Annotated in this window: 26 protein-coding genes; 8 read left to right on the top strand and 18 right to left on the bottom strand. The window is 34.4% G+C overall.

Translation table 11 applies throughout. The annotated features are described in order from the left end of the window. Nucleotides 1–151 precede the first annotated feature (151 nt). Nucleotides 152–1282, bottom strand: coding sequence for a tyrosine-type recombinase/integrase (locus tag ACKC83_RS12405; protein ID WP_434035731.1), 1131 nt, complete (start codon nt 1280–1282; stop codon nt 152–154). Between the two features lie 122 nt (nt 1283–1404). On the opposite strand from ACKC83_RS12405, the gene ACKC83_RS12410 reads away from it, so the two are divergent. The 3 genes from ACKC83_RS12410 (at nt 1405) to ACKC83_RS12420 (ending at nt 2603) form a co-directional block, all read left to right on the top strand. Beyond that, nucleotides 1405–1746, top strand: a complete 342-nt coding sequence (locus ACKC83_RS12410; protein WP_434035732.1) for a hypothetical protein — start codon at nt 1405–1407, stop codon at nt 1744–1746. Between the two features lie 315 nt (nt 1747–2061). Then, on the top strand, nt 2062–2304 hold the full coding sequence (locus tag ACKC83_RS12415; RefSeq protein WP_434035733.1) for a type II toxin-antitoxin system ParD family antitoxin: 243 nt from the start codon (nt 2062–2064) through the stop codon (nt 2302–2304). After that, nucleotides 2301–2603: a type II toxin-antitoxin system RelE/ParE family toxin gene (locus tag ACKC83_RS12420; RefSeq protein ID WP_434035734.1), complete on the top strand. Its 303-nt coding sequence runs from the start codon at nt 2301–2303 to the stop codon at nt 2601–2603. The genes ACKC83_RS12415 and ACKC83_RS12420 overlap by 4 nt, the downstream gene beginning before the upstream one ends. Nucleotides 2604–2695: 92 nt before the next feature. On the opposite strand, the gene ACKC83_RS12425 is transcribed toward ACKC83_RS12420, so the two are convergent. Together ACKC83_RS12425 and ACKC83_RS12430 are read right to left on the bottom strand one after the other, a co-directional pair. After that, complete coding sequence (locus ACKC83_RS12425) at nt 2696–4273, bottom strand: IS1182 family transposase (protein ID WP_434035735.1); 1578 nt, start codon at nt 4271–4273, stop codon at nt 2696–2698. 19 nt (nt 4274–4292) lie between these two features. Continuing rightward, nucleotides 4293–4424: a hypothetical protein gene (locus tag ACKC83_RS12430; protein WP_434035736.1), complete on the bottom strand. Its 132-nt coding sequence runs from the start codon at nt 4422–4424 to the stop codon at nt 4293–4295. A 161-nt stretch (nt 4425–4585) separates the two neighbouring features. Between ACKC83_RS12430 and ACKC83_RS12435 the strand changes: the two genes are divergently transcribed. Both ACKC83_RS12435 and ACKC83_RS12440 read left to right on the top strand, forming a co-directional pair. Then, nucleotides 4586–4720 carry a hypothetical protein gene (locus tag ACKC83_RS12435; RefSeq protein WP_434035737.1) on the top strand — a complete coding sequence of 45 codons (135 nt, stop codon included), beginning with the start codon at nt 4586–4588 and terminating at the stop codon, nt 4718–4720. Between the two features lie 135 nt (nt 4721–4855). Next, nucleotides 4856–5080, top strand: coding sequence for an RNA polymerase sigma factor (locus tag ACKC83_RS12440; RefSeq protein ID WP_434035738.1), 225 nt, complete (start codon nt 4856–4858; stop codon nt 5078–5080). Nucleotides 5081–5268: 188 nt separating this feature from the next. On the opposite strand, the gene ACKC83_RS12445 is transcribed toward ACKC83_RS12440, so the two are convergent. From ACKC83_RS12445 to ACKC83_RS12455, 3 genes are all read right to left on the bottom strand, one after another. Continuing rightward, nucleotides 5269–6279 carry a glycoside hydrolase family 113 gene (locus tag ACKC83_RS12445; protein WP_434035739.1) on the bottom strand — a complete coding sequence of 337 codons (1011 nt, stop codon included), beginning with the start codon at nt 6277–6279 and terminating at the stop codon, nt 5269–5271. A 262-nt stretch (nt 6280–6541) separates the two neighbouring features. Beyond that, a complete protein-coding gene (locus ACKC83_RS12450) occupies nt 6542–7306 on the bottom strand; it encodes a thioredoxin family protein (RefSeq protein WP_434035740.1) in 765 nt (254 codons plus the stop codon). 3 nt (nt 7307–7309) lie between these two features. After that, nucleotides 7310–7852, bottom strand: coding sequence for a TlpA family protein disulfide reductase (locus ACKC83_RS12455; protein ID WP_434035741.1), 543 nt, complete (start codon nt 7850–7852; stop codon nt 7310–7312). A gap of 220 nt (nt 7853–8072) precedes the next feature. Between ACKC83_RS12455 and ACKC83_RS12460 the strand changes: the two genes are divergently transcribed. Next, complete coding sequence (locus ACKC83_RS12460) at nt 8073–8972, top strand: helix-turn-helix domain-containing protein (RefSeq protein WP_434035742.1); 900 nt, start codon at nt 8073–8075, stop codon at nt 8970–8972. 214 nt (nt 8973–9186) lie between these two features. Next, entirely contained in the window at nt 9187–10929 is a 1743-nt protein-coding gene (locus ACKC83_RS12465; protein WP_434035743.1) for a polysaccharide lyase family 7 protein, read from the top strand. A 122-nt stretch (nt 10930–11051) separates the two neighbouring features. On the opposite strand, the gene ACKC83_RS12470 is transcribed toward ACKC83_RS12465, so the two are convergent. From ACKC83_RS12470 to ACKC83_RS12500, 7 genes are all read right to left on the bottom strand, one after another. Beyond that, nucleotides 11052–11510, bottom strand: coding sequence for an N-acetyltransferase family protein (locus ACKC83_RS12470; RefSeq protein WP_434035744.1), 459 nt, complete (start codon nt 11508–11510; stop codon nt 11052–11054). A 164-nt stretch (nt 11511–11674) separates the two neighbouring features. Next, on the bottom strand, nt 11675–12556 hold the full coding sequence (locus ACKC83_RS12475) for a polysaccharide lyase family 7 protein (protein ID WP_434035745.1): 882 nt from the start codon (nt 12554–12556) through the stop codon (nt 11675–11677). Between the two features lie 259 nt (nt 12557–12815). Further along, nucleotides 12816–13787 carry an alpha/beta hydrolase gene (locus ACKC83_RS12480; protein WP_434035746.1) on the bottom strand — a complete coding sequence of 324 codons (972 nt, stop codon included), beginning with the start codon at nt 13785–13787 and terminating at the stop codon, nt 12816–12818. Nucleotides 13788–13902: 115 nt separating this feature from the next. Continuing rightward, entirely contained in the window at nt 13903–16212 is a 2310-nt protein-coding gene (locus ACKC83_RS12485) for an Lcl domain-containing protein (RefSeq protein WP_434035747.1), read from the bottom strand. Between the two features lie 146 nt (nt 16213–16358). Beyond that, a complete protein-coding gene (locus tag ACKC83_RS12490; protein WP_434035748.1) occupies nt 16359–17027 on the bottom strand; it encodes an RluA family pseudouridine synthase in 669 nt (222 codons plus the stop codon). A 15-nt stretch (nt 17028–17042) separates the two neighbouring features. Next, entirely contained in the window at nt 17043–19019 is a 1977-nt protein-coding gene (locus ACKC83_RS12495) for a YgiQ family radical SAM protein (RefSeq protein ID WP_414034197.1), read from the bottom strand. A 115-nt stretch (nt 19020–19134) separates the two neighbouring features. Beyond that, the gene (locus ACKC83_RS12500) at nt 19135–20982 is read right to left on the bottom strand and encodes a M1 family metallopeptidase (protein WP_434035749.1); all 1848 of its coding nucleotides are present in this window, start codon (nt 20980–20982) and stop codon (nt 19135–19137) included. A gap of 280 nt (nt 20983–21262) precedes the next feature. Between ACKC83_RS12500 and ACKC83_RS12505 the strand changes: the two genes are divergently transcribed. Further along, on the top strand, nt 21263–21655 hold the full coding sequence (locus tag ACKC83_RS12505) for a hypothetical protein (protein WP_414034199.1): 393 nt from the start codon (nt 21263–21265) through the stop codon (nt 21653–21655). Nucleotides 21656–21739: 84 nt separating this feature from the next. On the opposite strand, the gene ACKC83_RS12510 is transcribed toward ACKC83_RS12505, so the two are convergent. From ACKC83_RS12510 to ACKC83_RS12530, 5 genes are all read right to left on the bottom strand, one after another. Beyond that, nucleotides 21740–22123: a cupredoxin domain-containing protein gene (locus ACKC83_RS12510; protein WP_414034200.1), complete on the bottom strand. Its 384-nt coding sequence runs from the start codon at nt 22121–22123 to the stop codon at nt 21740–21742. A gap of 32 nt (nt 22124–22155) precedes the next feature. Next, nucleotides 22156–22707 carry a carboxymuconolactone decarboxylase family protein gene (locus ACKC83_RS12515; protein ID WP_434035750.1) on the bottom strand — a complete coding sequence of 184 codons (552 nt, stop codon included), beginning with the start codon at nt 22705–22707 and terminating at the stop codon, nt 22156–22158. Nucleotides 22708–22848: 141 nt separating this feature from the next. After that, nucleotides 22849–23007, bottom strand: a complete 159-nt coding sequence (locus ACKC83_RS12520; protein ID WP_434035751.1) for a hypothetical protein — start codon at nt 23005–23007, stop codon at nt 22849–22851. Nucleotides 23008–23097: 90 nt separating this feature from the next. Next, nucleotides 23098–23940, bottom strand: a complete 843-nt coding sequence (locus tag ACKC83_RS12525) for a helix-turn-helix domain-containing protein (RefSeq protein WP_434035752.1) — start codon at nt 23938–23940, stop codon at nt 23098–23100. Between the two features lie 148 nt (nt 23941–24088). Further along, entirely contained in the window at nt 24089–25255 is a 1167-nt protein-coding gene (locus ACKC83_RS12530) for a DUF3095 family protein (protein ID WP_434035753.1), read from the bottom strand. Nucleotides 25256–25276 lie beyond the last annotated feature (21 nt).

The raw sequence follows: 25276 nt of genomic DNA on the forward strand, positions 1-25276 counted from the left end.
TCCTCAACTGTTTGCCAACTTGTTTATATGAATAATTGAATACGCTATAACCTACCAAAATGGGTTGGATAACGATGGTTTTTTAATTTGGTATTCATAACTTATTATTCTTGTGTTGTTTGTTAATTACTAGAGCAATATAATAACTTTCTTACAATGTGTCGAAAGGATTTTTAATATCCTTTAAATTAGTTGATGTAACGTGCGTATAAATCATGGTTGTTTTAGGGCTGTTGTGTCCTAAAAGTTCTTGAATATACCTAATATCAGTTCCACTTTCTAGTAGATGAGTTGCAAAACTATGGCGCAAGGTATGTAGCGTGGCATATTTTTTAATTTCGGCCTTATGTAATGACTTTTTTAAAACTTGTCTAGCACTTACTTGCGTATATGGTTCTTGGTTTCTGCCTTCAAACAGGTAATGTTTTGGGCTGTAATGATCAAGGTATGTATGCAGGATAGGTATAATACTAATTGATAATAAGGTGTATCTATCTTTTTTTCCTTTGGCAGCCTTAATATGTATTAATCCTCGATCATAATCAATAGCATTTAACTGCAAAGCAAGAGCCTCTCCAATGCGTAAACCCGCTGAATACAACAAACTTAATAAGGTTTTGTGTTTTAGGTTTTTGGTGCAATCTAATAAGGTTTTAACTTCCATTTTGCTTAATACATTTGGGAGTTTCTTATCTTTATCTGGACGTTTAATATCTAAAGCCTCAATATCAATTCCTTTAAAAGTAAAATAATGTTTAATACCACTGATACATTGATTTTGAAAGGATACAGACTTTCTAGCCTTAAAAATATAATCGTAATTAAACTGTTCGATGGTGCGTGAAGAGAATACTTCAATCTGTTTAAGTTGCATATAGCGTAAAAATAGAGTTGTTACCTCTACATAGGTGTTTACTGTATTAGGGCTAAACCGTTTTTGTTCTAACCACCGTTTAAATTTATTCAGTGCTGTAACCTTCTCGATATGTAGTGTTGGTAATTCTAATGTCCAATAAGAGGCTTTGTCTTCAGCCTGTAGTGAGGTTTCTGGAAGCGATTTAAACTGATTGTAATCTACATACCAACTTTGTTTTCTGAAATATTTAAATAGATCTGATATGGCATTATTGTAATAGGGAATAAAATAAGTCTTATAGGTGTTACTATATCTCACGTTGGGAAACGATTTAACATAAAGTTCAACCTCATTCGTATCTTCAAATGATATTGCTATAAGTTTATTTTGCTGATGCCAAAGCGGTTTAAGGGTAATTGTTATCATCAGTTTTTTATTAAAAATAAAGAATATTTATAATTTTATCGTAAATTAATCGAATAGTATTCGTTTAATCTTCAGGTAATTGTGGGGTGTTTGTAAAAACTTGTAAATATTGTGGTGAAAATTTGAGAGGGCGGTCAGACAAATTGTTTTGCGATCTACATTGTAAAGGTGCCTATCATTATAGAAGTGCTTTAGAGAACGAACCACGTTTTTTTAATCAGGTAGATAATCAACTAAAACAAAATCGACGGCTATTAAAAAATTATAATAAATCAGGAAAAGCCATTATTAGAAAAGATCTACTAATAGAAGAAGGTTTTAATCCAAATTACTTTACACACTACTGGAAAAATACTAAAGGCGATGTTTATTTGTTTGTATACGAATACGGATTTTTAAGAAAGGTAGAGCATACCGTCGAGAAATATGTTTTAATTAAGTGGCAGGAATATATGGAGAAGTAACAGGTGTATTTAAGAATAAAATGTATTCGCCAAATCAAATTCATTCAACTATGATCAATGCCTACAGGAACTCCGTTTTATTTACAAAGTAGCTTCAATTATAATATAGAATTACAATTTTAGATTTGTTTTTCAATCGGCATTTCAGAAACTACGGTAAGTATACATAATTAGTTTTTATAAGTCTTAATTGTGTACATAATTCCAAGACCATGGCCTGCAAACGTGTTATTGAATTAGTAAATTAATCGACTGTTGTGTGCAATTTGGCCACGTTACCAAGATTTGGTATATTTGAGTAAAAATATAGTCAAAATGGGAAAAAACACATCAATATCACTCGGAAATCATTTTGAGGATTTTATAAGAGAAGAAGTAAATTCTGGAAGATATGGTTCGGTTAGCGAAGTAATTCGTTCTGCTTTACGTTTGTTAGAACGTGAAGAAAAAAAGGAAAGGGAACTGATTAAAGCTCTCGAGGTTGGGGAAAATAGTGGTTTTGTTGAAAATTTTGACCCAAAACAACATCTGAAAGCATTACATCGTAAACACTTATGAGCAAAAACAAATATCGCATAAGTCAACAAGCGATTGAGGATTTAGATAAAATTTGGATTTATACGCTCAATAAATGGTCTAAAGAACAAGCTGACAGATATTACGACTTGATAATTACGGAAATTGAATTTATAGCTGACAACTTTATGACTGGAAAGTCAGCGGAACAAACTCGAAAGAATTATCGAGTGACTAAAAAAAAATGCCATTTGATTTTTTATAGAAAAGTGGAAAATGATTTTGTGGAAATAGTTAGAATTTTGCACCAGAGAATGGATATCAAAAAACGACTGAAATAAAAAACTGCACACAACAATGGTAATCGTTGCACAAGCCCAAAATAAATAGTACACCTTTAATTAAAAACCGTCTTTAGAGACGGTTTCTGTTTTTATACAGTTAATATTTTAGGTGATTTACAAGGTCTTAAAAGTGTATTAATAGCTTTATAAAAGGTCTTTTTTAGATTAAAATAAAGTGCAAATGTTCCTGCATCACTTTTAGTACGTTTTTCAATAAATTTCATGTATTTTTTGAGATTGTAAGCAATAGCTGAGAGTTGCATGCATTTATTGGCTTGTTTTACACCAATAGTATTAACCTTATTTAACCCCATAAACTGTGTCAGGGTTCCAAATACGGGTTCTACGGTGCTTTGCCGTTTTCCTTTCATGTAATGCCCTTGATTACTGTTTACTCGAGCTATATTACGTTGGTATTCCTCACGATAATAGGTAACTGTAAATTTCTTTTCTTGGGCTGATTTCCCAAGACATGTTATGCGAATCGGGCAGTCTATACACAGCTGTTTTGACCCGCGATATTCCTTCTTTTTGGTGTTATTCTTTTTTTCAATAAACACCTTCTTAAATGGTATGGTTTTACCCTTTGGACAGGTGTAACGATCCTTGTCTTTATCATAAGTAAATCCATCTGGACCACCTTTATAAGTGCCATGAGCGGGTATAAAACTTTTTAAACCTATAGCTTCTAGAAAAGCATAATTCTCACCACTACTATAGCCTGTGTCGGCTACACAATTTTCCCAAACAAGTTGTGATTTCCAAAGCCGTTGTTTTACACGCTTAACAATATCTGGTAAGTGCTGACTGTCTTTACCGTCTGCATGGTACGCTTTTATATCGCTTATAACATGGTTTGCAGTATCTACAGTAAGCTGACTGAGGTAATTAAGTTTTCTTGCTTTGCCGGGTTTTACACTAATACGCGCATCGGGATCGGTGGGGCTATAATGTGTTTTATTACTCGTGTAGCGACTGCCTTTAGCGCCGGCTCCTGGGCGAGCATCTTGATCTTTTGCCCATTTGGTATTACGGCTTTTTATAGCTTGTAATTCCTTGTGAGATGCAGATAAAGTTTGCTGATTTTTATCTGCTTTATTTTCTTTAGATTGCCTTAAAGGGGTGTGCTTATCTCGATTGCTAATGTTACGAATATGGCGCAGGTGATTCTCTAAATCTTCTTCAGGAACTTTAAGTTCTAAAGTATCCATGGAAGCATTGGCTTTTACAGGAGCAGAATCTATTGTTTGCGTGTGTCCAGCGACCATACCTGCGGATACACATAGTTCAAAAACCTTTATAAAAACAGATTCAAAAACGTCTTCCGGAAATAATTGTCGTGTACGGCTAATGGTAGAGTGCCACGGTAATTCTTCGTCTATATCATAACCTAAAAAATACAGTATATCCAAACGCATGCTACAATGTGCAATAAGCTTGCGATGGCTAGTTATATTTTCTAAATATCCCACTAAACAAAGTTTAAAAAATACAATGGGATCGATGCTTTTTTGTCCGCTTGATCCATAGAACTTTTGAGTGGTTTTATAAAGAAAATTAAGATCTATAGCTGTATGAAGCCGCCGGTAGAAATTGTCTTCTGGCACACGTTCGCTAAGTCTAAATTGATTGAATAGTTTCTCTTGATATGTCTTTTTTCCCTGCATACATAAAGATAAGAAACGTTCATTTTTTAAGCAATTGCATTACTACTTTTTTCTTAACTTGTGCAACAGGCACAATGGCTATAAGTAATTGCTTGTTCTCGCCTACTTCTGAAAATCCTCTCGGATTTTCAGCTTCGTTTGTACTTGCCACGTTAACCGCTAACCCACGCAACTACTCATAACCTAGTCCGTTTTGTTTATACATGATTTTTAAAATCCCGTTTATAGTCTCAAGCATAAAAAATGAGTTAAAATATTTAAATTGCTTACTTTTTATTTAGATCTGACTCTCTAATTTAATTAAAAATAGCAGTGCATAAGACAAAAGAGTTTCATACTTTGTCCCTAAAATCGTATAAAGATGTTTTTGATGCATTATATACTTCGCTATGTCTTTTTGCCGAAAATTATGTCGATAATTTGGATGTTGCAAAAGATATAGTGTAAGATGTGTTTATAAAGGTTTGGGTAGATAAAATTGAATTTAAAAACGAGATTGCAGTAAAATCTTATTTGTATACTTCGGTTAAAAATTAATCATTAGATTTTTTAAAAAGCAAACGCTTTAAAACAACAGAACATATGTCTGTTGTCGATATAGATAATTTAAGTAAAGACTCCTTTTATTTAAAAGAAGTGGTAATCGAGGAAGCTTCATCTAAAATCGAAGCCGCTATAAATACACTGCCCAATAAGTGCGCTCAAATTATTAGGTTAAGTATAAAAGACCTTTCAAATGCCGAAATTGCGCAACATCTTAATATTTCCATAAATACGGTTAAAGCTCAGAAAAAAAATCGCCTATAAAAGGTTAAGACCATTGCTTAATAACTACTAACATCATCCAAGTTATAAAACCAACTATGACTTGGATGATGTTTTTTTTTAGCTTAATTTCTATTAATTCAATTTTAGTGATTATAAAATCTTTTAAAAAGCTAGAACGTGTATGTTGTTTTAATACTTATATTGTCATGGTTAAAGTAACATTTACTTTAGCGTGAAAACTGATTGTAGTAGGTTTTTATAACCTGTTCTACAGGTTTATTTTGCGGCGTAAATCTAGAATCGTGTTTTCCTCCAGATTTGTCATGATTTATAAACCATTTCCAGACAAAACCACCAGCAAACCAATCTTCGTCCCAAACAGTTTCAAATAATGCCTTGGTGCAATTTACTTGAGCTTCTAGGTTTACCTGAGTCATTTTTCTATCACTGTCCCATGGCGATTTTCCACTATAATCCACGCTTCGATACCCAAATTCTGTAAATAATATGGGTTTTTTATGTGTTTTTGAAAATTCTGAAATTACGGCTTTATGCGGTTTCCATCCGGCTAAAGCATCCTCTAAACTTGGCGTTTTATTGGTGCTTAAAGGGAAATATGCATTAATGCCTATATAGTCTAGATGATCCCAAAAAGGCGTATTTTTAAACTCGTCCCAATTCGCAGCATAGGTTAGTTTTCCTGAATATACTTTTTTAATATTTTCTATTAAAGAGATCCAGTAGTCGGGTCTGTGTTTTATAAATTGTTCTAATTCGGTTCCTATACAAAACATATCTACTTGGGCGTCTTCGGCTAATTGTGCATATTCTAATATAAATTTAGAATACGATGTTTCTAAAAGCGTCCAGTCTTCTTCATTTTGCATATGAATATGACCGGTAAATACCCCGTGCCCAATCCAAATTTGTGGTTTAAGCATAATCTTTATATGTTGCCCTTGCAAAGCTTCAATATAGTGTTTGGCACCAGATCGGGTTTCTCCAAACCATTGTCTGTCGGTATTATATTGCACTGTAGGATGATTAAGATCTCTAATAAAACCAAAAGGCATTACGGCAGCGTAATTGGCATGGATATCTACCAAAGGTGTAATGTGATTGCCTTTTACCGTATCTCTAGACGAGACAAAACTCACACCATTTATTTTTGGCGTTTGGGTTTGGCAAGAAAAGACACTTAGTAAAATAACAAATAATAAGGAGGTGTATGAAGACATAATTTAAGATTAAAAGCTTCTAATGTAGTATATTTCATTAAAGAAGACTTTCTGGTTATAGTTAATAAAAACAAAAATATTTCACAAATTAAGGCTGTAGTGATGCGATGGTTTGGGATGCATACTTATGGAAGCTCTAAAAGAGGCAGTATCGTAAAGTGATTACAGCAGATAAAAATTGTGAGGTTTGTCTTTAAAAACAATAGCGACTCAGATTTTGTCTGAATCGCTATTTTAATTGGTTTAATATACTGGGGTAAACTTAACTTCTTTTTACTGGGCAACCAATTGCTTTTGTAAAGTTAGGATCTGGTTTTTTACCATGTTCTAAAGCTTCAATAGCATCTTCAACATACTTTACTTTAACGTCTTCTGCAGATTTTGCATTGTCGTCTATCGTTCCTATATACTGAACTTGGCGTGCGGCATCTAATAAAAATACGTGAGGTGTTCTTACAGCTCCGTATTGTGGAAATATATCGTGTTTCTCATCGGCTAAATATACAAAAGGAAATGCTTTTTCTTCAGCACGTTTTTGCATCGCTTCAAAGCTTTCTGTAGCATTATCTGGACTTACATTCGGGTTGATTGCTATAACCGAATATCCTTTAGGTGCATAGGTATTATGAAGTGAAATTAAACGGTCTTCGTACATTTTAGAAAACGGACACCCGTTACATGTAAACACAACAATATATCCTTTTGCGTCTTTAATAGAAGATAAAGAAAATTGAGTGCCATCTACGTTTTTAAGATCAAAATCTGTAGCCACATCTCCTATTTTATAACCTCCAATTTCTTCTAAAGATTTAGTCTGCACCGGGCTATGGTTTCCTCCTGGAGGTGGTCCTTTTCTATCGCCATGATCTTTTGGTGGGTGTCCTGGACCATCTTTTGGATGTTCAGGTCTGCCTTCATGATGTTCTGCGGTAGTGGGGTGTTCTTTGGTTTCAGATTTATTCTTACAAGATATTAATGTGCCTGCAGCTAAAACAAGACCTGCTAAAAGGATACTTACTTTTTTCATATATTAATTATTAAAGGTGTTTTGTATTTCGGTTTCTAAATCTTCAATACTTTCAAAATCACGTTCGTGGTAAGACCGTTTTTCATTATTAAATATAATGGTAAACGGAATGGATCCAGACCAATTAGAATTTATTTTATCTATCCATGTATTAGAATCGGGATCGTCCAATAGTACTACTTTTAAGTCTATGGCGTTATCTTTTAAAAAAGGTTTAAGCTTCGTTTCAATGCCTCTAGGGAAGTCAAGACTCACCAATGTTACCTCTACATCCGGATGACTTGCGGCGTATTTTTTAATTATGGGAAGCTCTTTAACACAAGGCGCACACCACATTGCCCAAAAGTTTACAATATGAATTTTATCGCTGTTCGTGTATAATAAAGGTTCTAAAGCTTCGAAATCGTAAACAGGAATACTATCATTTATATTCAGATTTTCTGTGATCTTCGTTTCACTTTCTGTTTTACTTTTTTTATCTACACATCCGTAAAATAAAGGCGTAAGACAAAATGCTAAAATGAGTAAACGTATGTTTGTTTTCATAACTACTATTCGGGCTATTTTGGAAATTTAGACTGCGTATACTATAAAAGGTTTAATCCAGGCAACTCATTAATAATACGCAGAGTTAAAAACTATACATGGTATAGTCGATTTCAATTCGTAAAAATACAAGATTAAAAGCTGTGATTTACATTGTAATTTGGGTAAAAAAGATTGTAATTAAGGTTTTTTGTTGCTTTTGATGTCTCGGTTATAAACTATGGAGCTTTACACAAACATAAAAACTTACTTTTTAAACGATTTGGACCATGTTACCGATTACAACAATCAGTTTTACATTAAAAAATTTGGAAAGCGTCATGACCATGGGAAAATGCATCCCGATCCACAATTTCTAGAACCGCATAAGCGGGATTTTTTCGAAATAGGTATCATTGCGCAACATAATAAAAATATGCGCATTGGTGATCAGGATTTTAATAAAATGACAAATGGATTAGCCATTGTATCTCCATTTCAAACCATAACTTATGGCCAAAATAATGCCGATGCTACAGATGATTCTGGTTATGTAATTTATTTTAAATCTGCCATTCTTGAGGGATTAAAACAACCCTACGAAGTTCAAAATCAGTTTCCCTTTTTCAAGATACATACACAGCCTTTGTATTATTTGTCCGAAACCGATTTTAAAGAAATTTCTACTTTAGCAGAGGCTTTATACCAAGAGTCTAGACATACTGAAATAGATAGTTTGGAAATGATACGTGCTATACTTTTTCAATTACTTTATAAAGTAAAACGCATCACGCATAATAACGAGGGGATTGTGCCTTTAAATAGATTTGATGCTATTATGGCTAAATTTGAAAATGAAATTTTAGCGAGTCATAACAACTTTTTATCGGTTAACGCATATGCGTCAAAGCTTAATATTAGTGCTATTTATCTATCCGAATGCGTGAAGAAAGCCACAGGTAAAAGTGCTCAAAAAGTGATTATAGATTATAAAGTTTTACATGCCAAAACACTGCTCCACCAAACGGATACATCTATTGCACAAATTGCCGAGGTTTTGGGATTTAATGAGGTTGCCAATTTTAATCAATTTTTTAAGCGACATGCTGGAATTACGGCATCTCAATTTAGGAAGCTATAAATTAAGATAACAACGTTTTATAAGGCCATATCCCATAAAATGTGCTTTATCTTAAGTGCTATTATTTTAGTAATAATTAGGCTAAACAAGATGTTGTAAATTGTTTTTAAATTGGTTAACCAATTGTTTTAATTCCCCTTATTTTTTTCATAATTTGTACCCTATTAAATTGGTACACCAATTTTTATATTTTTTATTTATTAATAAGAATGCCATGAAAACAAACTACACAAACCGCTTACAAATTTTAATACTTTTAATTTTATTTTCCAATTTTGGAAGTCATTTATGGGCTCAAATTCCCGCGGATCTTATGGAGAATTGTAAACAATGGAAAATTACATATCCAACAGGAGAGGAAGAAAAAAAATTATGTGACGAGCCTAATAACGAATTCTTTTTTGTGAACGACGATAAAGACGCTATTGTGTTTCGCACGCCTATAAGAACGGATAACGGAACAACTCCAAACTCGGATAATGTGCGTTCGGAACTTAGGGAAAGAGAGCCTGATGGAAGCGCCGATGTATATTGGACTACCGAAGGTTCGCATATGCTTTATGTAAAACAAGCCATTACGCACTTACCTATAAATAAATCGGAATTGGTAGCTACTCAAATTCATGGCGATAAAGAAGCCGGCATTGATGATGCTATGGTATTGCGATTAGAAGATTCTCATCTGTTTTTATCGTTTAATGGTGGTAAATTAAGATCTGATATTAGTATCACAAACACCTATACCTTAGGAACCATTCATGAAGTTATTTTCTTAGTACAAGATAATAAACACTATTGCTATTATTCTGAAGATGGAAGCCTTCTTGAAGCATTCAATAACAATACGGCATCAGATTATTTAGTTAAAGATGGGGATCGAGATTATGTTATGGATTTGGAATATGACCAATCCTATTTTAAAGTTGGAAATTATACCCAAAGCAATCCAAAAGATGAAGGCGACGATACCGGGAAACCAGAGAATTATGGAGAGGTTTTAGTTTATGATTTTTCTGTAGTACATGACGAAATTGAGGTTAGCGGCGTTAGCCTTTCGCCAAGTAATATTGAACTTTCTATAGGTGGACCTTTTCAATTAACAAAAACCATTAGTCCTGCACATGCTACAAATAAGACGGTGACTTACAGTACGTCTGATGCTAGTGTAGTAGAAGTGAATAGCAGTGGAGTTATAACAGGGAAGTCTGCAGGAACTGCCGTAATTACAGTTACTACTGTCGATGGTGGTTTTACAGCTACTAGCTATGTTACAGTTCTTGAGGACGCCGTTGGTACTAACTTAGCATTAAAAAAAGAGATAAAGGGAACAGGAACGCATGATGCCGATAATAAAGTAGAAAATCTGGTAGATGGATCGACTGCAACGCGCTGGTCGGTTTCAGGATTTCCGCAAACTGCTACTATAGACTTAGGACAAGTATATGCTATAGGAAGATCGGAAGTGGTATGTTATTCAGATAGAGCATATCAATATACCATTTCGGTTTCAGATACCGAAAATGGAACGTATACAGAAATTGTAGACCGTTCTGAGAATACAACACCGGGAGATGAAGGCAATCCTATTGTAAATGTGTTTGCGCCTGTAGAAGGTCGTTTTGTTAAACTAACGGTTACAGGCGCGGCGGTTTACGATGGCAGTTGGGTAAGTATGTCTGAATTTAGATTATTTGAAGCCTCGGCTTTAGGTATTGAAGATGCGCCTTTGGATGAGCGTAACATTGTTTTATCTCCAAATCCGGCAAGAAATGCTATTTCATTTAGTGGGGCAGAAGGGTTCAATAATATAAAAATATACGATCATGTTGGTAAACTGATTGTTAATCAGTCTTATAATGGACAATCTGTAGATGTTTCGCATTTAAACTCTGGACTTTATATTGTGAGATTATCAGGAACTTCTAAGACCGTAAATAAACGTATGATTAAAAAATAACATCAATTTAATCAATAAAAAAAAGGCAAATGGAGTGTACTTCATTTGCCTTTTTTATTTTTTAATAATTCGACTGTTAGTATGAAAGCTTATTTTTAGACAATTTCTAATCGATTTTGATTTCAGTATTTAAAGTGCATCTTCATGCCTTCGTGGGTGGCTATAAAGCCCAAATCTTCATAAAATGAAATGGCTCTTGGTCTCCTTTTGTCGGATGTTAATTGTAAAATAACGGCATGACGTGCTTTTGCCCGTTCTATAATCCACTTAAATATGTGTTTTCCCACACCAATACCACGTAAATCCTTTCTTACCTGGACAGCTTCAATTTGCGCTCGCAGTCCGCCACAATAATTTAAATACTGAATAAAGGTCAGTTGGAAGGTAGCGATAACCGCTTTGTCTTCGTTTTCAACAACCATAAGTTCTTGATTCGGATCAGAATTTATAATTTGAAACGCCTGTATATAATCTTTAGAAACAGCGTACTCCAGTTGTTCTCTAGTTTTTCCTAACTCATCATCTGCAAGTAATTCAACAATGGTATAAAGATCGTGTTCTGTAGCTGGTCTAATGGTCATAATACTGATTTGCTAGTGGTTTAAAAGTGTAATTATAACATCTTAGGTTTTAAATGTAAACTAAAAGCTCTGAAACTTTTAAATGGAATTAAAAATTTCAGAGCTTAATTATATGTAAATGACCCGATAATCAGGATTAGACTTTATCTATTGGTAAGTATTATTTATTTATGATCGGTTACCACTTTGTGAAGCACTACTTGAGCCGATTTTTCATAATCATCGTGCCATCCAAAATAATTACCCGTTTTAAAGTAGTTTTCGTGAACATAACCGTTGCCCACATAATCATATATTTCGGTATAGGCAATATCTAAGCCTTTGGCTTCGCACACGAGCCCGCAGTATAGTTTTCCGTTTTCAATTTTCATCTTAAAAGTAAAAATTTCATTATCTACACGACCAAAATCTACTTTTTCATCGTATTTGCTTGTCCACGGATCGTTATTTGCCGGTTTCGTATAATGATCTATTTGTATCATTCCGTCGTTCCATCTAATTTTTACAGTTGCTGGATTTCCAGTGGTGCCTTCAGATTCTATACCGTGAATTTGTGCAACTATAGTACGGCCGTTTCCTTCTACATAATCTACATTAATAGTAGATTCTAAAATATGAACACCAGTGGCCATAGACCAATTGTCGGTAGTGGTTTGGTTTCCTCTCCAATACTCTCTAAGTTCTGTTCTGCAATATTTATCGCCTAGAGCAGATAGTCCCGATGTGGTAATTCCTGTAAATTTAGTCCATAGTGTGTACGAGCCATCTTCGTTTTTATAGAAGTATTTAGACTGACTAGCAGTGAGATTATCATTCACAATATCGGTATACTTAATGGATGTTGCTTTTCCATTTCCAGCATCTATAGGAACCGATAAATACCAGTTTTTCCAGGTTATGTTTTCCGCTTCTACTTCAGGGATTTCCGTGTCTGGCTCTTCAGTTTCATCTATTACGTTATTTTCGCTATCTGAACTGCAAGCGATACTAAGTACGATTGATAAAAAAATTAAAAATTTACTGGTTAAGATTCCTTTTGTGATCATATAAAAATCAATTAAAAATAAGTTGTTTTATTTGTTTGTGATTTACTGTGTTATACTGATATGCAATAGTGTAAGTGTTAAAAAATGAATTTTAGCGCGTAAATATACACCTAGTTTTTATAATAATCTAATAGGGTGCGGCGCGCTGTTTTTTCAGTAACAAAAGGTGGGCCAAAAGGTTTGTAAATAGCGGAATTTTTAAAATAAAGGTGTAAGTAGTGAATATTTTATATGATTGTTTATGATATATTACATTTTTTTAATTGTTAGCAAGCCAAGTCATCATTTTATTTAAAGCATGTTCTCTAACGGGTTTAGCCGATAAAAAAATATCATGTTGGGCGTGTTCAATTTCTAATAATGTAACATGGTGTCCAAGAGTTTTTCCAATGCGTTTTATGTCCTCAATATTTAGTACAATATCGTTAGACAGGGCTTGTTTAGAAAATTTTGAGGTTTTTATAGATCCGGAAGAATGCATTACCAATACCGGTACTTGTATGTTCGAGTGTTTTAAACTTTGCTGAGCCTGTGCTATAGCCAAAACCCATTTAAAGTAGGTAGGAAAGCCTTTTATCGGTTTCCAGTCTAAGTTAAAATCCCACTCACCAAAATAATCTTTATGAATGCTTTGCGCATAAGCAGGAGTGAGGACGCCATTAATTTTGGCATAGCTAGATATTTTAGAAGCCATTTTTGCCACAAACTGACTGATGTATTTTTCCAATGACGTCTGATTAAAATCAAAAAAAGGAGAGTTTAAAATTAGCCCATTAACATGATGTCTTTCTTTTCCGGAATTCATATAACAACTTGCTGTTAGGCCACCGGTGGAATGTGCAAGTAAATAAACAGCATTACTTTTATTTTTTATCTGTAGAATAGCTAGTGATAGTTCTTCGAAATACTCTTCAATATTTTTACAATAATTGGGATGTTGATGCGGTAATAGCGCTCTACCGTACTTGCGTAAATCGAGAGCATAAAAATCGATTTGATTGGTGTTAAAGAATTCGCCTAAATGTGGATGAAAAAAATAGTCAATATATCCATGAATGTATAATATGCTTTTTCTATTTCCTGCATTAAAATTTGAAGCTGTTAGCACAGCAATTACTTCCCCTTCGTAATCTGGCTTAAGAGTAAGCTTCTGACTGGTATAATCTGTGGATAAATTCATGTCGTGTGCGTTTCCTAAATTATGGCAATTGTAATTTATACCGTATTTCATTTTACATGCGGTATTATAAAAATAGGCAACTTTTTAATATGAAATGGATTTGAATATTTTAAGTCAAACCGATAGTCAGGCTACGGATGATATCTCAATTTTCTAAAACCATTTCTTATCGCTTTCTTTGTGTCATTTCATCTGCTGTAAGAAAGCCATCATTATTACGATCTCTGTTTTCGAAATTCTCTTTTAATTTTCCTTTCACTTCCGATTTTGAAAGTTTATTATCCTTATTGCTATCCATTTTTTCTAACATACTTGCAAATGAAGGTGGAGTATTTGCACCCGGATTAGCGTTTGCTTGTTTGGCTGGGCGTAGCGTGGTATTATCTTGCGAATTGGATTGCTGTTCTGTTTGATTTGCTGAGGACGGATTAATATCTCTTACGGCTCTCACATAATTATAAACGTATCTTACATCGCCTTGAGGTCCGAAATACTGAGGGAACTTACTTTTATCTCCGCTTTTAGGATCGCTTCTTTGAGCACCTGCTCCGTGTACGTCCATCAAAGTACCTCTCATTTCGCCTTGAGCTTCCCCAAATGAAATATAAACGGCATTGGCACTTGGATTTTTTCCGTCTAAGTGTGTCGTACTTGACCAGAAATAGGGATATTGACCCTGTTTTCCGATAGGATCTGTAATTTCTGTAGTTTCAAAGACTGGATGTATGGCTGGAGATTGAGTGGTTTGTGGGGATCGGCTATAATCAACTATACTTTGGAGTTCTTTGGCATTGGGTAATCTCCAATCGGAATATGTGCCTAGCTCAAGATGTTCTGCATAGCGTAAAGCATCTTCCCAATCCCGACCATTTCCATCATCTGCTTTTTGCCACATTAAACCCGTAGCTAAGTCGCTAACTGTGCCGTCTTTATTGTCTATAAAATTATTATATCCATAGGTAGAATCACCACGAACCATGCGAAAATACATGGTGTTGTCTGTACGCGTTCGCGGATTTATTTTAGAATAACCTTTAATCCTCCCGTCTACAAAATTTACTCCAAAAACGGTTTCATTATTTTTCATGGTACGACCAACGTATTCGGTAGACGACCAAGTTTGTGCATCAATTTCGCGTTCACCTTTAGTCGAATCCCCTAAGGGTTGCATAAAGTAATCGGTATTAATAAACATTTCTATGGCATGCTCTCCTTTAACCTGTCCAGTGAATAAGATTAGTGAATAAAGTTCTTTTATTGTTGGTACTCTCCAGTCTGAGTGGCCACCTAAAGTAGAGTGTGCCGCCTTTTTAAATGCATCGGTGTAAGTCATTTTCGAACCCATATCTTTTTCCCAAGTGAGGCCTGTAATGTTATCTGTTATAGTACCATCTTGATTATCTGTATACGACGGCGGATTCCCATTGTAATGGGCATCCTGCCCATAAAAAGCATCGCCTACTTCGGGTCTAGAGATTTTATCTGCATCGGAGTAATAAGTGTTAAGATCTGTATCTACAATAGGGTAGGTGTAATTTAAATTTTTAGTAGATGCAGTGGAAATAGTAAGCGGAACAGTTAGTAAATCTTTACCGTATATTACAGGGCCACTGTAGTTTTTACGTATTTCGGATGTTGTAGCTTCTTCGTCGATTTCTGTAAAGTTGAAGTGTGTTAAGACTACATTTTTAACATGTGCTTCTTTTGCCATTAACGAGCTTTCTTCTAAATTAACATGAGCTTTTTCTTTGTTTCCGGTGCGCTTATTAGTTCTGGCATTGCTATTGGTTCTGCTCGGTTTTTTCTTAGAGCCTAATGCAATGGCTCCACCGGAATCCATAATTAAATATTCGGCATCTTTTGCTAATATACTTAAAGACTTAGAATAGGTTAAATCTCCAGAAATAACTATAGATTGGTTACCGACATCAAACCGATATGCATAGGTAGTAATGGCATGATTTACTTCGGTACATGTAATCTTGATATCACCTATATAAAATGATTCATTACCCCGTAAATTCTTAGCAGAGAAATTGTTTTTAACACCGTTTAAACTGCGTCCAGATTTGGAAAGCCGATAACTTATATCTTCTTCATACGTATCTAGAATATGATCTATTAGAGTGGTTGTTGGCGCTGGCCCTGCAACCGTGAATGTATTGCCTCCCAATAGCGATTGAATAAATATTGGGGTAAACTCTTCGTTATGGTCTAAATGATGGTGCGTAAAAAGGATGCCATCAATGTCTTTAATTTTGGTGTTGTTTTTATTTAAATTGGCTTGGGTTCCATTTCCCATATCCACCAAAATGTGTGTGTTTTTATATGAAATGAGTGCCGATGGTCCAGAGCGTTCAGTATTAAATTTTGGAGAGCCTGAACCAATAATTGTGGCTGTTAATTGTTCTGTGGTTTGTTGTGCGAAGATTTGTATGCTTAACACTAACAGCATTAAAAACAAATATTGTCTCATATCTATACTTTTAAGGTTAGACCTGAATACTTTAAAAGCGTTTAATGCTAAGATGTACTATTTTATGAAAACTTTAATTTCTATACCTTCTAAGTTGAAGTTAGTGGAGAATAGGCAAAATAAAAGGACATTTAAAATACCGCATTTTAAACGGATTTAAAGCTCCAAAATTTATTTTTTGGTAAAGGGGCTTCAAAAGTTGTAGAAGTCTTGGTTTCCGAATCTTCATACGTGAGTTTCCAGGCATGAAGACAAACAGATTGCGGTATGTACTTTTGATCGGAACCATATTTGTCGTCTCCAATAATAGGCAGTCCGATATGCGATAATTGTGCTCTAATCTGATGAAATCGTCCAGTTTTTGGTTTCACTTCTAAAAGGTAACCAAAATCGTTTTGGTCGATAACCGTGTAAGAAAGTCTGCAATCTAAAGTGTTTTTAGACTTAGACTCCACAATATCGGCTCTCTTTTCTAAGTTGTTTTTTACTAGAAAGTTCACCAATTGTCCTTTTGTTTTGGGCGGTTTATTTTTAACAATCGCCAAGTACGTTTTCTGAACTTTACGTGTGCTAAAAAGAGCGTTAAAAGAGACTAAAACACTTTTTTTCTTAGCAAAAATTAGAACACCACTTGTTACACGATCTAATCGGTGAATCACACCAACATAAGGTTTTGGCTTTTTCTTTAGTATATGTTGGAATACCTGAGTTTCGACGGTATTACGCTCATACGGACTTTTCTCTGTGATAAGTCCGGATGTTTTGTTTACAACAATATAATCGTTGTTTTCTGCTACAAGTTCAAGATTAGACATTAATACCTTATTTTTTTAACGTCTTTTCTTTCGAGAAGCTTGTTTCTTTTTGCGTCGAGACCCAAATGTAGTGCCTTCGCTTGTAGAAGGAATAGCATCGTCAAACGTGTTTTTAACAGGTTTAAGATTTACCTTTTTCCAAGCCGGTTTGTTATCTTTTTTCTCAGGTATTAAAACGTCCAATAAGTCTGGTCTTCCAACCTTGTTCAAGGTTTTTTTAATCCAATCTTTATTTTCTTGCTTGTACCAAAAGAAGAATCGGTGTTGTTCGTCCTTCTCTTTTTTAGATTTTGGTGTTTTCGTTGGTTTTAGTGTGTACGGATGGTAACCACTATAATAAATAACAGTAGCCACAGTCATAGGCGTTGGTGTAAAACCTTGCACTTGCTCCAATTGGAATCCCATATCTTTGGTTTCCGCGGCTAAATTTGCCATGTCTTCAACTTCACAGGCAGGATGATTTGATATAAAATAAGGAATCAATTGAAGTTTTAAATCCTTCTTAATATTAATCTTATCGAAACGTTCTTTAAACTTGTGAAAATATGAAAATGACGGTTTACGCATTAGTTTTAAAACAGGATCAGACGTATGTTCTGGAGCTACTTTTAAACGTCCAGAAATATGCTTGGTCATTACTTCTTCGGTATAATCGTCTAATTCTTTTGGATCTGCATTTTTATTAAATTCAGGAACCAACATATCGTGACGAATACCACTACCAATAAACGATTTCTTTATTTTAGGATGCTTATCTACCGCTTGATATAATTCAGTTAAAGGCTTGTGAGACGTATCTAAATTACTACAGATTACTGGCGAAATACAAGAAGGTGCAACACATTTATCGCAAATGGACTGTACTTTACCTTTCATTTTATACATATTGGCGGAAGGTCCACCGATATCTGATAAATAGCCTTTAAAATCTGGCATATTAGCAACTTTGTCGACTTCTTTTAAAACAGATTCTTGACTACGACTAGCGATGAATTTTCCTTGGTGTGCCGAAATGGTACAGAAGCTACACCCACCAAAACAACCACGGTGAATGTTAATGGAAAACTTAATCATTTCGAACGCAGGAATAGGTCCACGTTTATTATATTTTGGATGCGGTAATCGTGTGTATGGTAAATCGAAAGACGCATCAATCTCTGCTTCCATCATGGTTGGAAACGGCGGATTAATAACTAATGTCTTGTTGCCTATTTTTTGAGAAATTCTGTTGGCATTAAGCTTATTAGATTCTTGCTCGATAACCTTAAAGTTAGAAGCAAATTTCTTTTTATCTTTTAAACAGACCTCATGAGATTGAATTTCGACATCCTGCCAGTTTTTATTCTTCGGAAGATCTTCTTCTGCATTCAATAAAAAAGCCGTTTGTTTTACGGTTCTTAAACTTGAAAAAGGAACACCTTTTTGTAATAGCTCTACAACTTCACGTAAGGGTTGTTCTCCCATACCGTAAACTAGCATATCTGCTTTAGACGTTTCTAAAATAGAAGGCATAAGTTTGTCGCTCCAATAATCGTAATGTGTTACACGACGCAAAGACGCTTCAATCCCTCCAATTAATACAGGAACATCAGGAAATTTTTCCTTTAAAATATTAGTATATACAGAGGTGGCATAATCTGGTCTGAAACCTTTATCACCATTAGGCGTATAGGCATCATTATCTCGACGTTTTTTACTTGCGGTATAATTACTAACCATAGGATCCATACAACCACCAGTCACGCCAAAGAATAACTTTGGTATTCCTAGTTTAGTAAAATCCTGTAAATTATCGTTAACACTGGGTTGCGGTACAATAGCAACTTTTAAGCCGTAACTTTCTAAAATACGACCAATAACCGCAGGCCCAAAAGAAGGGTGGTCTACGTAAGCGTCTCCGCTAAATAGAATAACATCGAGTTCTTCCCAACCTCGAAGTTTGACTTCTTTGTTAGTTGTTGGTAACCAATCTGTAAGTTTATTTTTATGCATATGGCAACAAAGGTACAATTAAATTCTTTTAAGTACTCCACACAAAATACTTACTAAAAGTTAATTTTAAAAAACAGGTATATATTTGATTCCTTTGTTGTTACGTCTGTATGTGTTATTCGTTTAATAAAGCATCAATTGTATTTGCTGTTACCGTGTGGTAGTTAGGTCGTGCGGTTTTATAAATTGCTAAGGCTTCGTCAATGCGATCGGCTTTTTTAAAGGCTTTAAAGAGTGTTGTTACATACCAGCGTCTGCCGACTGTGTTTAAGAATTTAGAAATTCGTGCATCTACATCATTTCCGTGATAGTTATTTAATATAGACTGCTCAAACCAGACCATAGTGATATAAGAGTTTGTCGATTCCGAAAAATTAAAGGTATCGTCTAAGTGTTGCATCTGTGACGTGGTGATATCTTCAGGGAAGTTTCGGATAAAATAAACCCATTCCTGTGGGGGCCATTCACTAGTTTTTGCAGTGTCGATTGCATCGGTTTCGATAAAGGTGGTTAATACATTTTTAACGGTTGTAAAGGCATCAGATTTTATAACCGCGGCATTATCAGGAATACCTGCCTCGTAAATCCACTCTTCTGTATTAAACGTAATATTGTTTTTATTTAATAAATTAATATTTAGATAGGTGATAAAATCTTCTGTGTTTGTGGTAGAAAAGGCATGTGTTTTAAAGTAGGATTTTAAAAAAGCATCCATATTTTCACGACCGACTTTTTCTTCTAGGGTCCTTAAAAATAAATAGCCTTTGTCGTATGCAATACTGTTCATTCCATCGCCAGGATCACGACCTTTTAAATCTAATTTTAGTTTGGTGTCATTCGGACTGTCTTTTAAAGATTCTAATTCATCGTCTAAATCTTGGCGTCCAATTAATGCGAGCATGTCGGCACGTTCTTTGCCGTAAAGGGCTTCCATAATTCTGATTTCAAAATAAACGGTAAAGCCTTCGTTAAGCCAAAAGTCATTCCACGTGGCATTGGTTACAAGGTTTCCAGACCAGGAATGTGCCAATTCGTGAGCGACTAAAGTGGTTAAACTTTTATCCCCAGCAATAACTGTTGGTGTTGCAAAAGTTAATCTAGGGTTTTCCATACCACCAAACGGGAAACTAGGAGGAAGGACTATAACATCAAATTGTTCCCAATCGTAGGCGCCATATAAATTCTCGGCCGTAGCGACCATTTTTTCCATATCTGAAAATTCGGCATGTGCTTTTTCAATCATAGATTTTTCAGCATAAACACCGGTTCTATTGCTTATGGCTTTGTATTCTATATCTCCAATGGCAAGTGCAATAAGATAGGCAGGTATAGGTTGTGTCATTTTAAAAGTGTACACACCATCGGCTGTTTTTTCTTTAGGGTTTTCGGCACTCATTACCGCCATTAATTCTGAAGGTACTTTTACCGTTGCGTTATAGGTAATACGAATTTGCGGACTATCTTGAATCGGAATCCAAGTTCGGGTTAAAATAGCTTGACCTTGAGTAAAGAGAAAAGGATTTGTTTTATCTGCCGTTTGTTGGGCATTTAACCATTGCAAGGCTTCTGTTTTATCTGTAGTCTGATAGGTGATGGCAATTTTTTTAGTCGTCTCTTGAATGCTTATCGCTAATGGTTGCCCGAGTTTTTCATCCGAATCACCTAAAGTGAATGCTGTTTGTTCTCCATCGGCTTTTACATCTATAATATTTAAATATTTTGCGTCTAAAATGATTTCTTTGGCATTGTTGTTTTTGATATTATAAGTAGCCGTTCCGCTAATTATTTGCGTATCGAAGTCCACAGCAATATCTAAATCTAAATGTGTAATTACGGCCTGGTTTGGTTGCGCAAAGGAATGCGGTTCTTCTGCATAGGTATTTGTAATAGTGTTTTCTTTAGGTTGTTTACAATTGGTAAACGCGAAGATGCAGCAGACTGCTAGAATAAAGACTTTTTTCATTAGGGATATTTCTTTGGTCACTAAAGTATGAAAAAGCGAAGCCGATAAGAAATAAGACATCATCCTTTATAAAACTTCTTGTAATTATTTAAGATTTCCAATAAACAGGAGATAAATTTTATGAATTCACAATATCCAAAACCCTTTAGCCGAGAAAGCACAACAGGGTTTATTTTGTTTGTCTCTACTATTTCAGGATTAACATGGGATCGGATTTATTAATCGAATTATTAGTATTAAATTTGCAACATCAAATTATTATATCCTTAATTTTTAGTTTATGCCTTACCAAGATGTGTTTGTTCTTTTCTGGGAACACGTAAAAGAAAGTGTTCAAGAAGGCCGATTTGCCAAGTTAACTATGGCAAAGACCATAGGGAAACCAAACTTGAAAAATATATTTGTTAGACCCGTTTACTCTGATAACGATTTTAAAGTGTTAGTGAAATTACGTTATCAATCTAAAGAAACAGAGGATGAGGAATTTGAATACACTTTAGATGAAGCCTTCGAATATTTAAAACCTTATTTAAAAACGTCTTTTTCGTCGGTTATTTTATTTACAACAACAAAAGATATTACGTTTAAAATCAATAAAAAAGGAGCGGCAAGTATGACCGAACAGGGGCCGACTTTTAAGAATGTTATTCAGCCTAAAAATGATTTAGACTAACAGAAATTAATTATTTTATAATAGAAGGCAAAAAAGCTGGACTCTATGTATAGAGTCCAGCTTTTTTTTAGATATTCCGAAAAATTACTCCACAGTTAAGGTGTACTGAGGCGTTGGGTTTAACGGACAGAAATATACGTATTCTCCTTTTTCAAGTGACGTTACTTTACTACTTTCTGAGGTATTGTTCTCTACGGCCTTTGTAACATACGCGGTACTAATGTGGTTTTCTGGGTTAGATGCATCTTTACCCTTTGGTACTAATACAAAACCAACTTGATGACCTACGTTTTTGTTTGCGATCTCAAAAATATAATCACCTTCTTTTAAGGTAAGAGATTTCTGAGTAAACGCTCCTTTAGTTTGCTCCAAAGCCACTGTTGTTGCCTTAGCGTTCATTTTATCTTGTGCCTGTCCTGATACGGTGAAGGCTAATGCGAATACGATTACTGCTATAAATTTTTTCATCTTTTATTGTTTTTTTGTGTTATTTGTTAGTCTTAAATGGTTTCTAATTCTAAAGGTTGTGCTACTGGGAAATCTACAGGAACTTGGGTTGTACTATGTATGTAATTAGAAATTGTTTTGTCGCCCACTAAAGCAATGGTGTCTATTAAATTTCCTTTTGTATAGCCCGCATTAAAGAAGTTTTCTAAAACCGCTTCGTCCGTTTTTCCTCTGTTTTCAGTAATGTTTTTAGCTAATTTTGCTAACGCATCTAATTTGTTATTTACTGAAGAATATCCTGCTCTTAATTCTAAGATTTGAGCATCTGTAAAACCATTCATCTTCCCGATAGCTGTATGTGCAGAAAGACAATATAAACAATCGTTAACTTGACTAACGGCAAGATTTACAACCTCTTTTTCTTTAGCAGATAAAGAAGTTTTTGCATTAGCAAAGTTTAAATAGTTTTCTAGAGCAGTATCACTATGTGCGTAAGTGGCGTATAAATTAGGTACAAAACCTACAGCTTTTTTTAAGTTGTCGAAAATAGCTTGGTTGTTTGTGCTTACGTCTTCTCTTGAAGGGATATTGTTAAATGTATTCATAATTTTAAATGTTTATTCTGAAATGAATTCAGCTGTTATTGATGTTTATTTTTATAAATTTTGTTGGTACAAAGTTGCACTAGAATGGGGTGATAAAAAATAGGTGTTATTCCCTAAAGCATGTCATTTTTTCCCTTGTACTTAGAAATTTCCTACATATGGGTTTTCGGCATCACAATAATAATCGTGAATGTGCTTTTGATCGCAATGTGATTCTGTGTTGATTGTTTTTATCGCAACTTTTCTATTGTTGGCAAATATTTCAATCAGGTTGAATATGGATATGTTTTTTAATTTCATCTTGTTATTGTTTTAATATTACAATGCAAAGATGCGATAGAAGGAGACGTTATAAAATGAAGAATTTGCCCAATGGCATGTCAATTTTTCCTAACTTGAGGTATTTAGACGTTTTTTAAAGTCTGAAGGGGATAAGGTGGTGTGTTTTTTGAATAATCGGCTCAGATGCGAGGCATCTTCAAAACCAATCTCGTAAGCAATTTCTTTAGTGGTTTTATCGGTATAACTTAATAGACGTTTTGCTTCCAGTACAATACGCTGATGAATAATATGCAACGGACTTCTGTTTAGTTTTGCAAAATTATTAGATAAGGTTTTAGGCGACTTATATAATTTGTCGGCGTAGAAAGCTACACTGTGTTCTGTTTTAAAATGTTGTTCTACCAAGAAATTAAATTCACGTAGTAAATCCACTTTAGAGCTTTTAGGGGTTTCAATTATACCTGCCTTAGCCTTTAATAATCGCGTACTTTTTATAATAAAACGAGCCATTAGCATTCTAAGCATTTCTGCTTGGATGTTGTCTTCAGTCTCTAATTCGTCTATAAAAACTTCGTGAAGTGTTTCAAATTTTTCTTGTTCGACTGTATTTAAATGAATTACTGGAATATTGATATTTCCAAAGAAAAGTATACCCACGCAACTCACTTCTTGATCGTGATCTTTAATACAGTAAAATTCTTGATTAAACTGATATATAGTAACATCGCGCCCAGAGATATACTGAAGATATTGAATAGGCGTAAGAGCCAATATACTGTGTGGCTCGACTGTAAAAGGTACACTGTCTATAATTAATTCTACAGGTTCCGATTTAGCCCAAATAAAGGTGTAAAATTCAGATTGCTTCGCTTTTTTAAAAGGCACCAAGTCATGCTCATTTCCAATGTTGAAAATAGCATTAGTAGAAAATTCATTAAAAGTGTGAGTCATGTTCAATAAGTCTAATGAGTCAATTAAAAATTACAAAAAAAAAGAAAATTATTTGGTTGTAACTGATGTATTATAAATCGTTCGCCTGGGTAAATTGTAAAGAATAATAGTATACTCTTAAGTGTTTTGAATTGTAATTAAACACCGATTAGCTCATCTTTTTTTTTATTTTAAACATTTTAGCTGCCGAAGTATAACCGCCTTCTGTGCCATCTACAAAGTGAGAATGCTTTGTTTTTCGATCCAGTACATAACAAGACATTACAGAAGCATGTGTAATATGAATGCCATAGATTATCTTTTTTTCGTTTTCTAACCGATTTAGATAAGCTACAAATTGGTCTATTTTATCTTGTTCGGCGGTGAAAATGGTATTAATCATACCGTCCAGCATAAAAGTATGAGACAACTGACCAATTTGTTTTAAGTATTGTTTTCCATTCTGACTTAGATTTAGATAGAATTTTCCAAAAAGGGTAGATACCCATTTTTTGGTTACATACATCCAATCCCGATTGGCGAGACTAATTTTCATCTCCTCCAAAATGTTACGAATACTAAAATTCAATTTTAATTTGTTCGATTTAATTGGTTGTCTATTTTCAAAGGTCCCAAATATAGTATCCATTTGGTTAATAATATCTCTATAAATAGCCCTTTGATCGGTTTCATTAAGCGCATCTAATAATAAACAAACAACTTTATTTTGTGACTGATCCGGATTAATCTGCTTCCATCGACATTCCATACCTTCTAAATTTAAAAGGTCTTTTTCGAAATGGGTCGCGTTATTTTTTTCAAAATCATGTTTAATGATGTCTTCGGCTAATTTCAATCCGTTGCCTAAAACAATAGGAATTGATAATTGGTTGGTGAGCTTATGTTTCGCTATTTTAAGATTAGATTTTAGAGTGATTAAATGTCTAACCGAAACATGGCCAACTCTAAGGGTTAAATTGGTGTTTGTTTTAATGTGAAAACTGTAGTTTTCTAAAATCAGTATTATATTATTTAAAAATAAAGTAGGAATTATAAATGTGGCACCATCTCCTCCAAAAAAATAAGGAATTTCAATACCTTTTTTTTCTTTTCGTAACGCATTTAAAACGGAAATTATTGAACCTGTAGCGGTTAAATTGACTTGATGATGATTTCCAGAATCGACCGCTCGTGTGGAATTCTGAATATCTACAACCACCACGTGCCAAGTGTCGGGAACCTCAGAAAAACAGGATTCACATGCTAATAAATCTACAAGGTTTTTTTCCGAGCTTTTAAGTTTTGTGTAGAATTCTAAGACGTTAGTATGGGTCATATGGGAGGATGCTGAGGTCTT

The sequence above is a fragment of the Formosa bonchosmolovskayae genome (genome assembly GCF_051016085.1).
GTDB lineage: Bacteria > Bacteroidota > Bacteroidia > Flavobacteriales > Flavobacteriaceae > Formosa.

Excerpts from the sequence above, each read along its gene's own strand:
- ACKC83_RS12530 (WP_434035753.1), bottom strand. The coding sequence starts at position 25,255 with ATGACCCATACTAACGTCTTAGAATTCTACACAAAACTTAAAAGCTCG.
- ACKC83_RS12450 (WP_434035740.1), bottom strand. The coding sequence starts at position 7,306 with ATGAAAAAAGTAAGTATCCTTTTAGCAGGTCTTGTTTTAGCTGCAGGC.
- ACKC83_RS12490 (WP_434035748.1), bottom strand. The coding sequence starts at position 17,027 with ATGTCTAATCTTGAACTTGTAGCAGAAAACAACGATTATATTGTTGTA.
- ACKC83_RS12500 (WP_434035749.1), bottom strand. The coding sequence starts at position 20,982 with ATGAAAAAAGTCTTTATTCTAGCAGTCTGCTGCATCTTCGCGTTTACC.
- ACKC83_RS12485 (WP_434035747.1), bottom strand. The coding sequence starts at position 16,212 with ATGAGACAATATTTGTTTTTAATGCTGTTAGTGTTAAGCATACAAATC.
- ACKC83_RS12525 (WP_434035752.1), bottom strand. The coding sequence starts at position 23,940 with ATGACTCACACTTTTAATGAATTTTCTACTAATGCTATTTTCAACATT.
- ACKC83_RS12520 (WP_434035751.1), bottom strand. The coding sequence starts at position 23,007 with ATGAAATTAAAAAACATATCCATATTCAACCTGATTGAAATATTTGCC.
- ACKC83_RS12465 (WP_434035743.1), top strand. The coding sequence starts at position 9,187 with ATGAAAACAAACTACACAAACCGCTTACAAATTTTAATACTTTTAATT.
- ACKC83_RS12495 (WP_414034197.1), bottom strand. The coding sequence starts at position 19,019 with ATGCATAAAAATAAACTTACAGATTGGTTACCAACAACTAACAAAGAA.
- ACKC83_RS12475 (WP_434035745.1), bottom strand. The coding sequence starts at position 12,556 with ATGATCACAAAAGGAATCTTAACCAGTAAATTTTTAATTTTTTTATCA.
- ACKC83_RS12440 (WP_434035738.1), top strand. The coding sequence starts at position 4,856 with ATGTCTGTTGTCGATATAGATAATTTAAGTAAAGACTCCTTTTATTTA.
- ACKC83_RS12425 (WP_434035735.1), bottom strand. The coding sequence starts at position 4,273 with ATGCAGGGAAAAAAGACATATCAAGAGAAACTATTCAATCAATTTAGA.
- ACKC83_RS12515 (WP_434035750.1), bottom strand. The coding sequence starts at position 22,707 with ATGAATACATTTAACAATATCCCTTCAAGAGAAGACGTAAGCACAAAC.
- ACKC83_RS12445 (WP_434035739.1), bottom strand. The coding sequence starts at position 6,279 with ATGTCTTCATACACCTCCTTATTATTTGTTATTTTACTAAGTGTCTTT.
- ACKC83_RS12415 (WP_434035733.1), top strand. The coding sequence starts at position 2,062 with ATGGGAAAAAACACATCAATATCACTCGGAAATCATTTTGAGGATTTT.
- ACKC83_RS12455 (WP_434035741.1), bottom strand. The coding sequence starts at position 7,852 with ATGAAAACAAACATACGTTTACTCATTTTAGCATTTTGTCTTACGCCT.
- ACKC83_RS12480 (WP_434035746.1), bottom strand. The coding sequence starts at position 13,787 with ATGAAATACGGTATAAATTACAATTGCCATAATTTAGGAAACGCACAC.
- ACKC83_RS12405 (WP_434035731.1), bottom strand. The coding sequence starts at position 1,282 with ATGATAACAATTACCCTTAAACCGCTTTGGCATCAGCAAAATAAACTT.
- ACKC83_RS12510 (WP_414034200.1), bottom strand. The coding sequence starts at position 22,123 with ATGAAAAAATTTATAGCAGTAATCGTATTCGCATTAGCCTTCACCGTA.
- ACKC83_RS12470 (WP_434035744.1), bottom strand. The coding sequence starts at position 11,510 with ATGACCATTAGACCAGCTACAGAACACGATCTTTATACCATTGTTGAA.
- ACKC83_RS12460 (WP_434035742.1), top strand. The coding sequence starts at position 8,073 with ATGGAGCTTTACACAAACATAAAAACTTACTTTTTAAACGATTTGGAC.
- ACKC83_RS12505 (WP_414034199.1), top strand. The coding sequence starts at position 21,263 with ATGCCTTACCAAGATGTGTTTGTTCTTTTCTGGGAACACGTAAAAGAA.
- ACKC83_RS12420 (WP_434035734.1), top strand. The coding sequence starts at position 2,301 with ATGAGCAAAAACAAATATCGCATAAGTCAACAAGCGATTGAGGATTTA.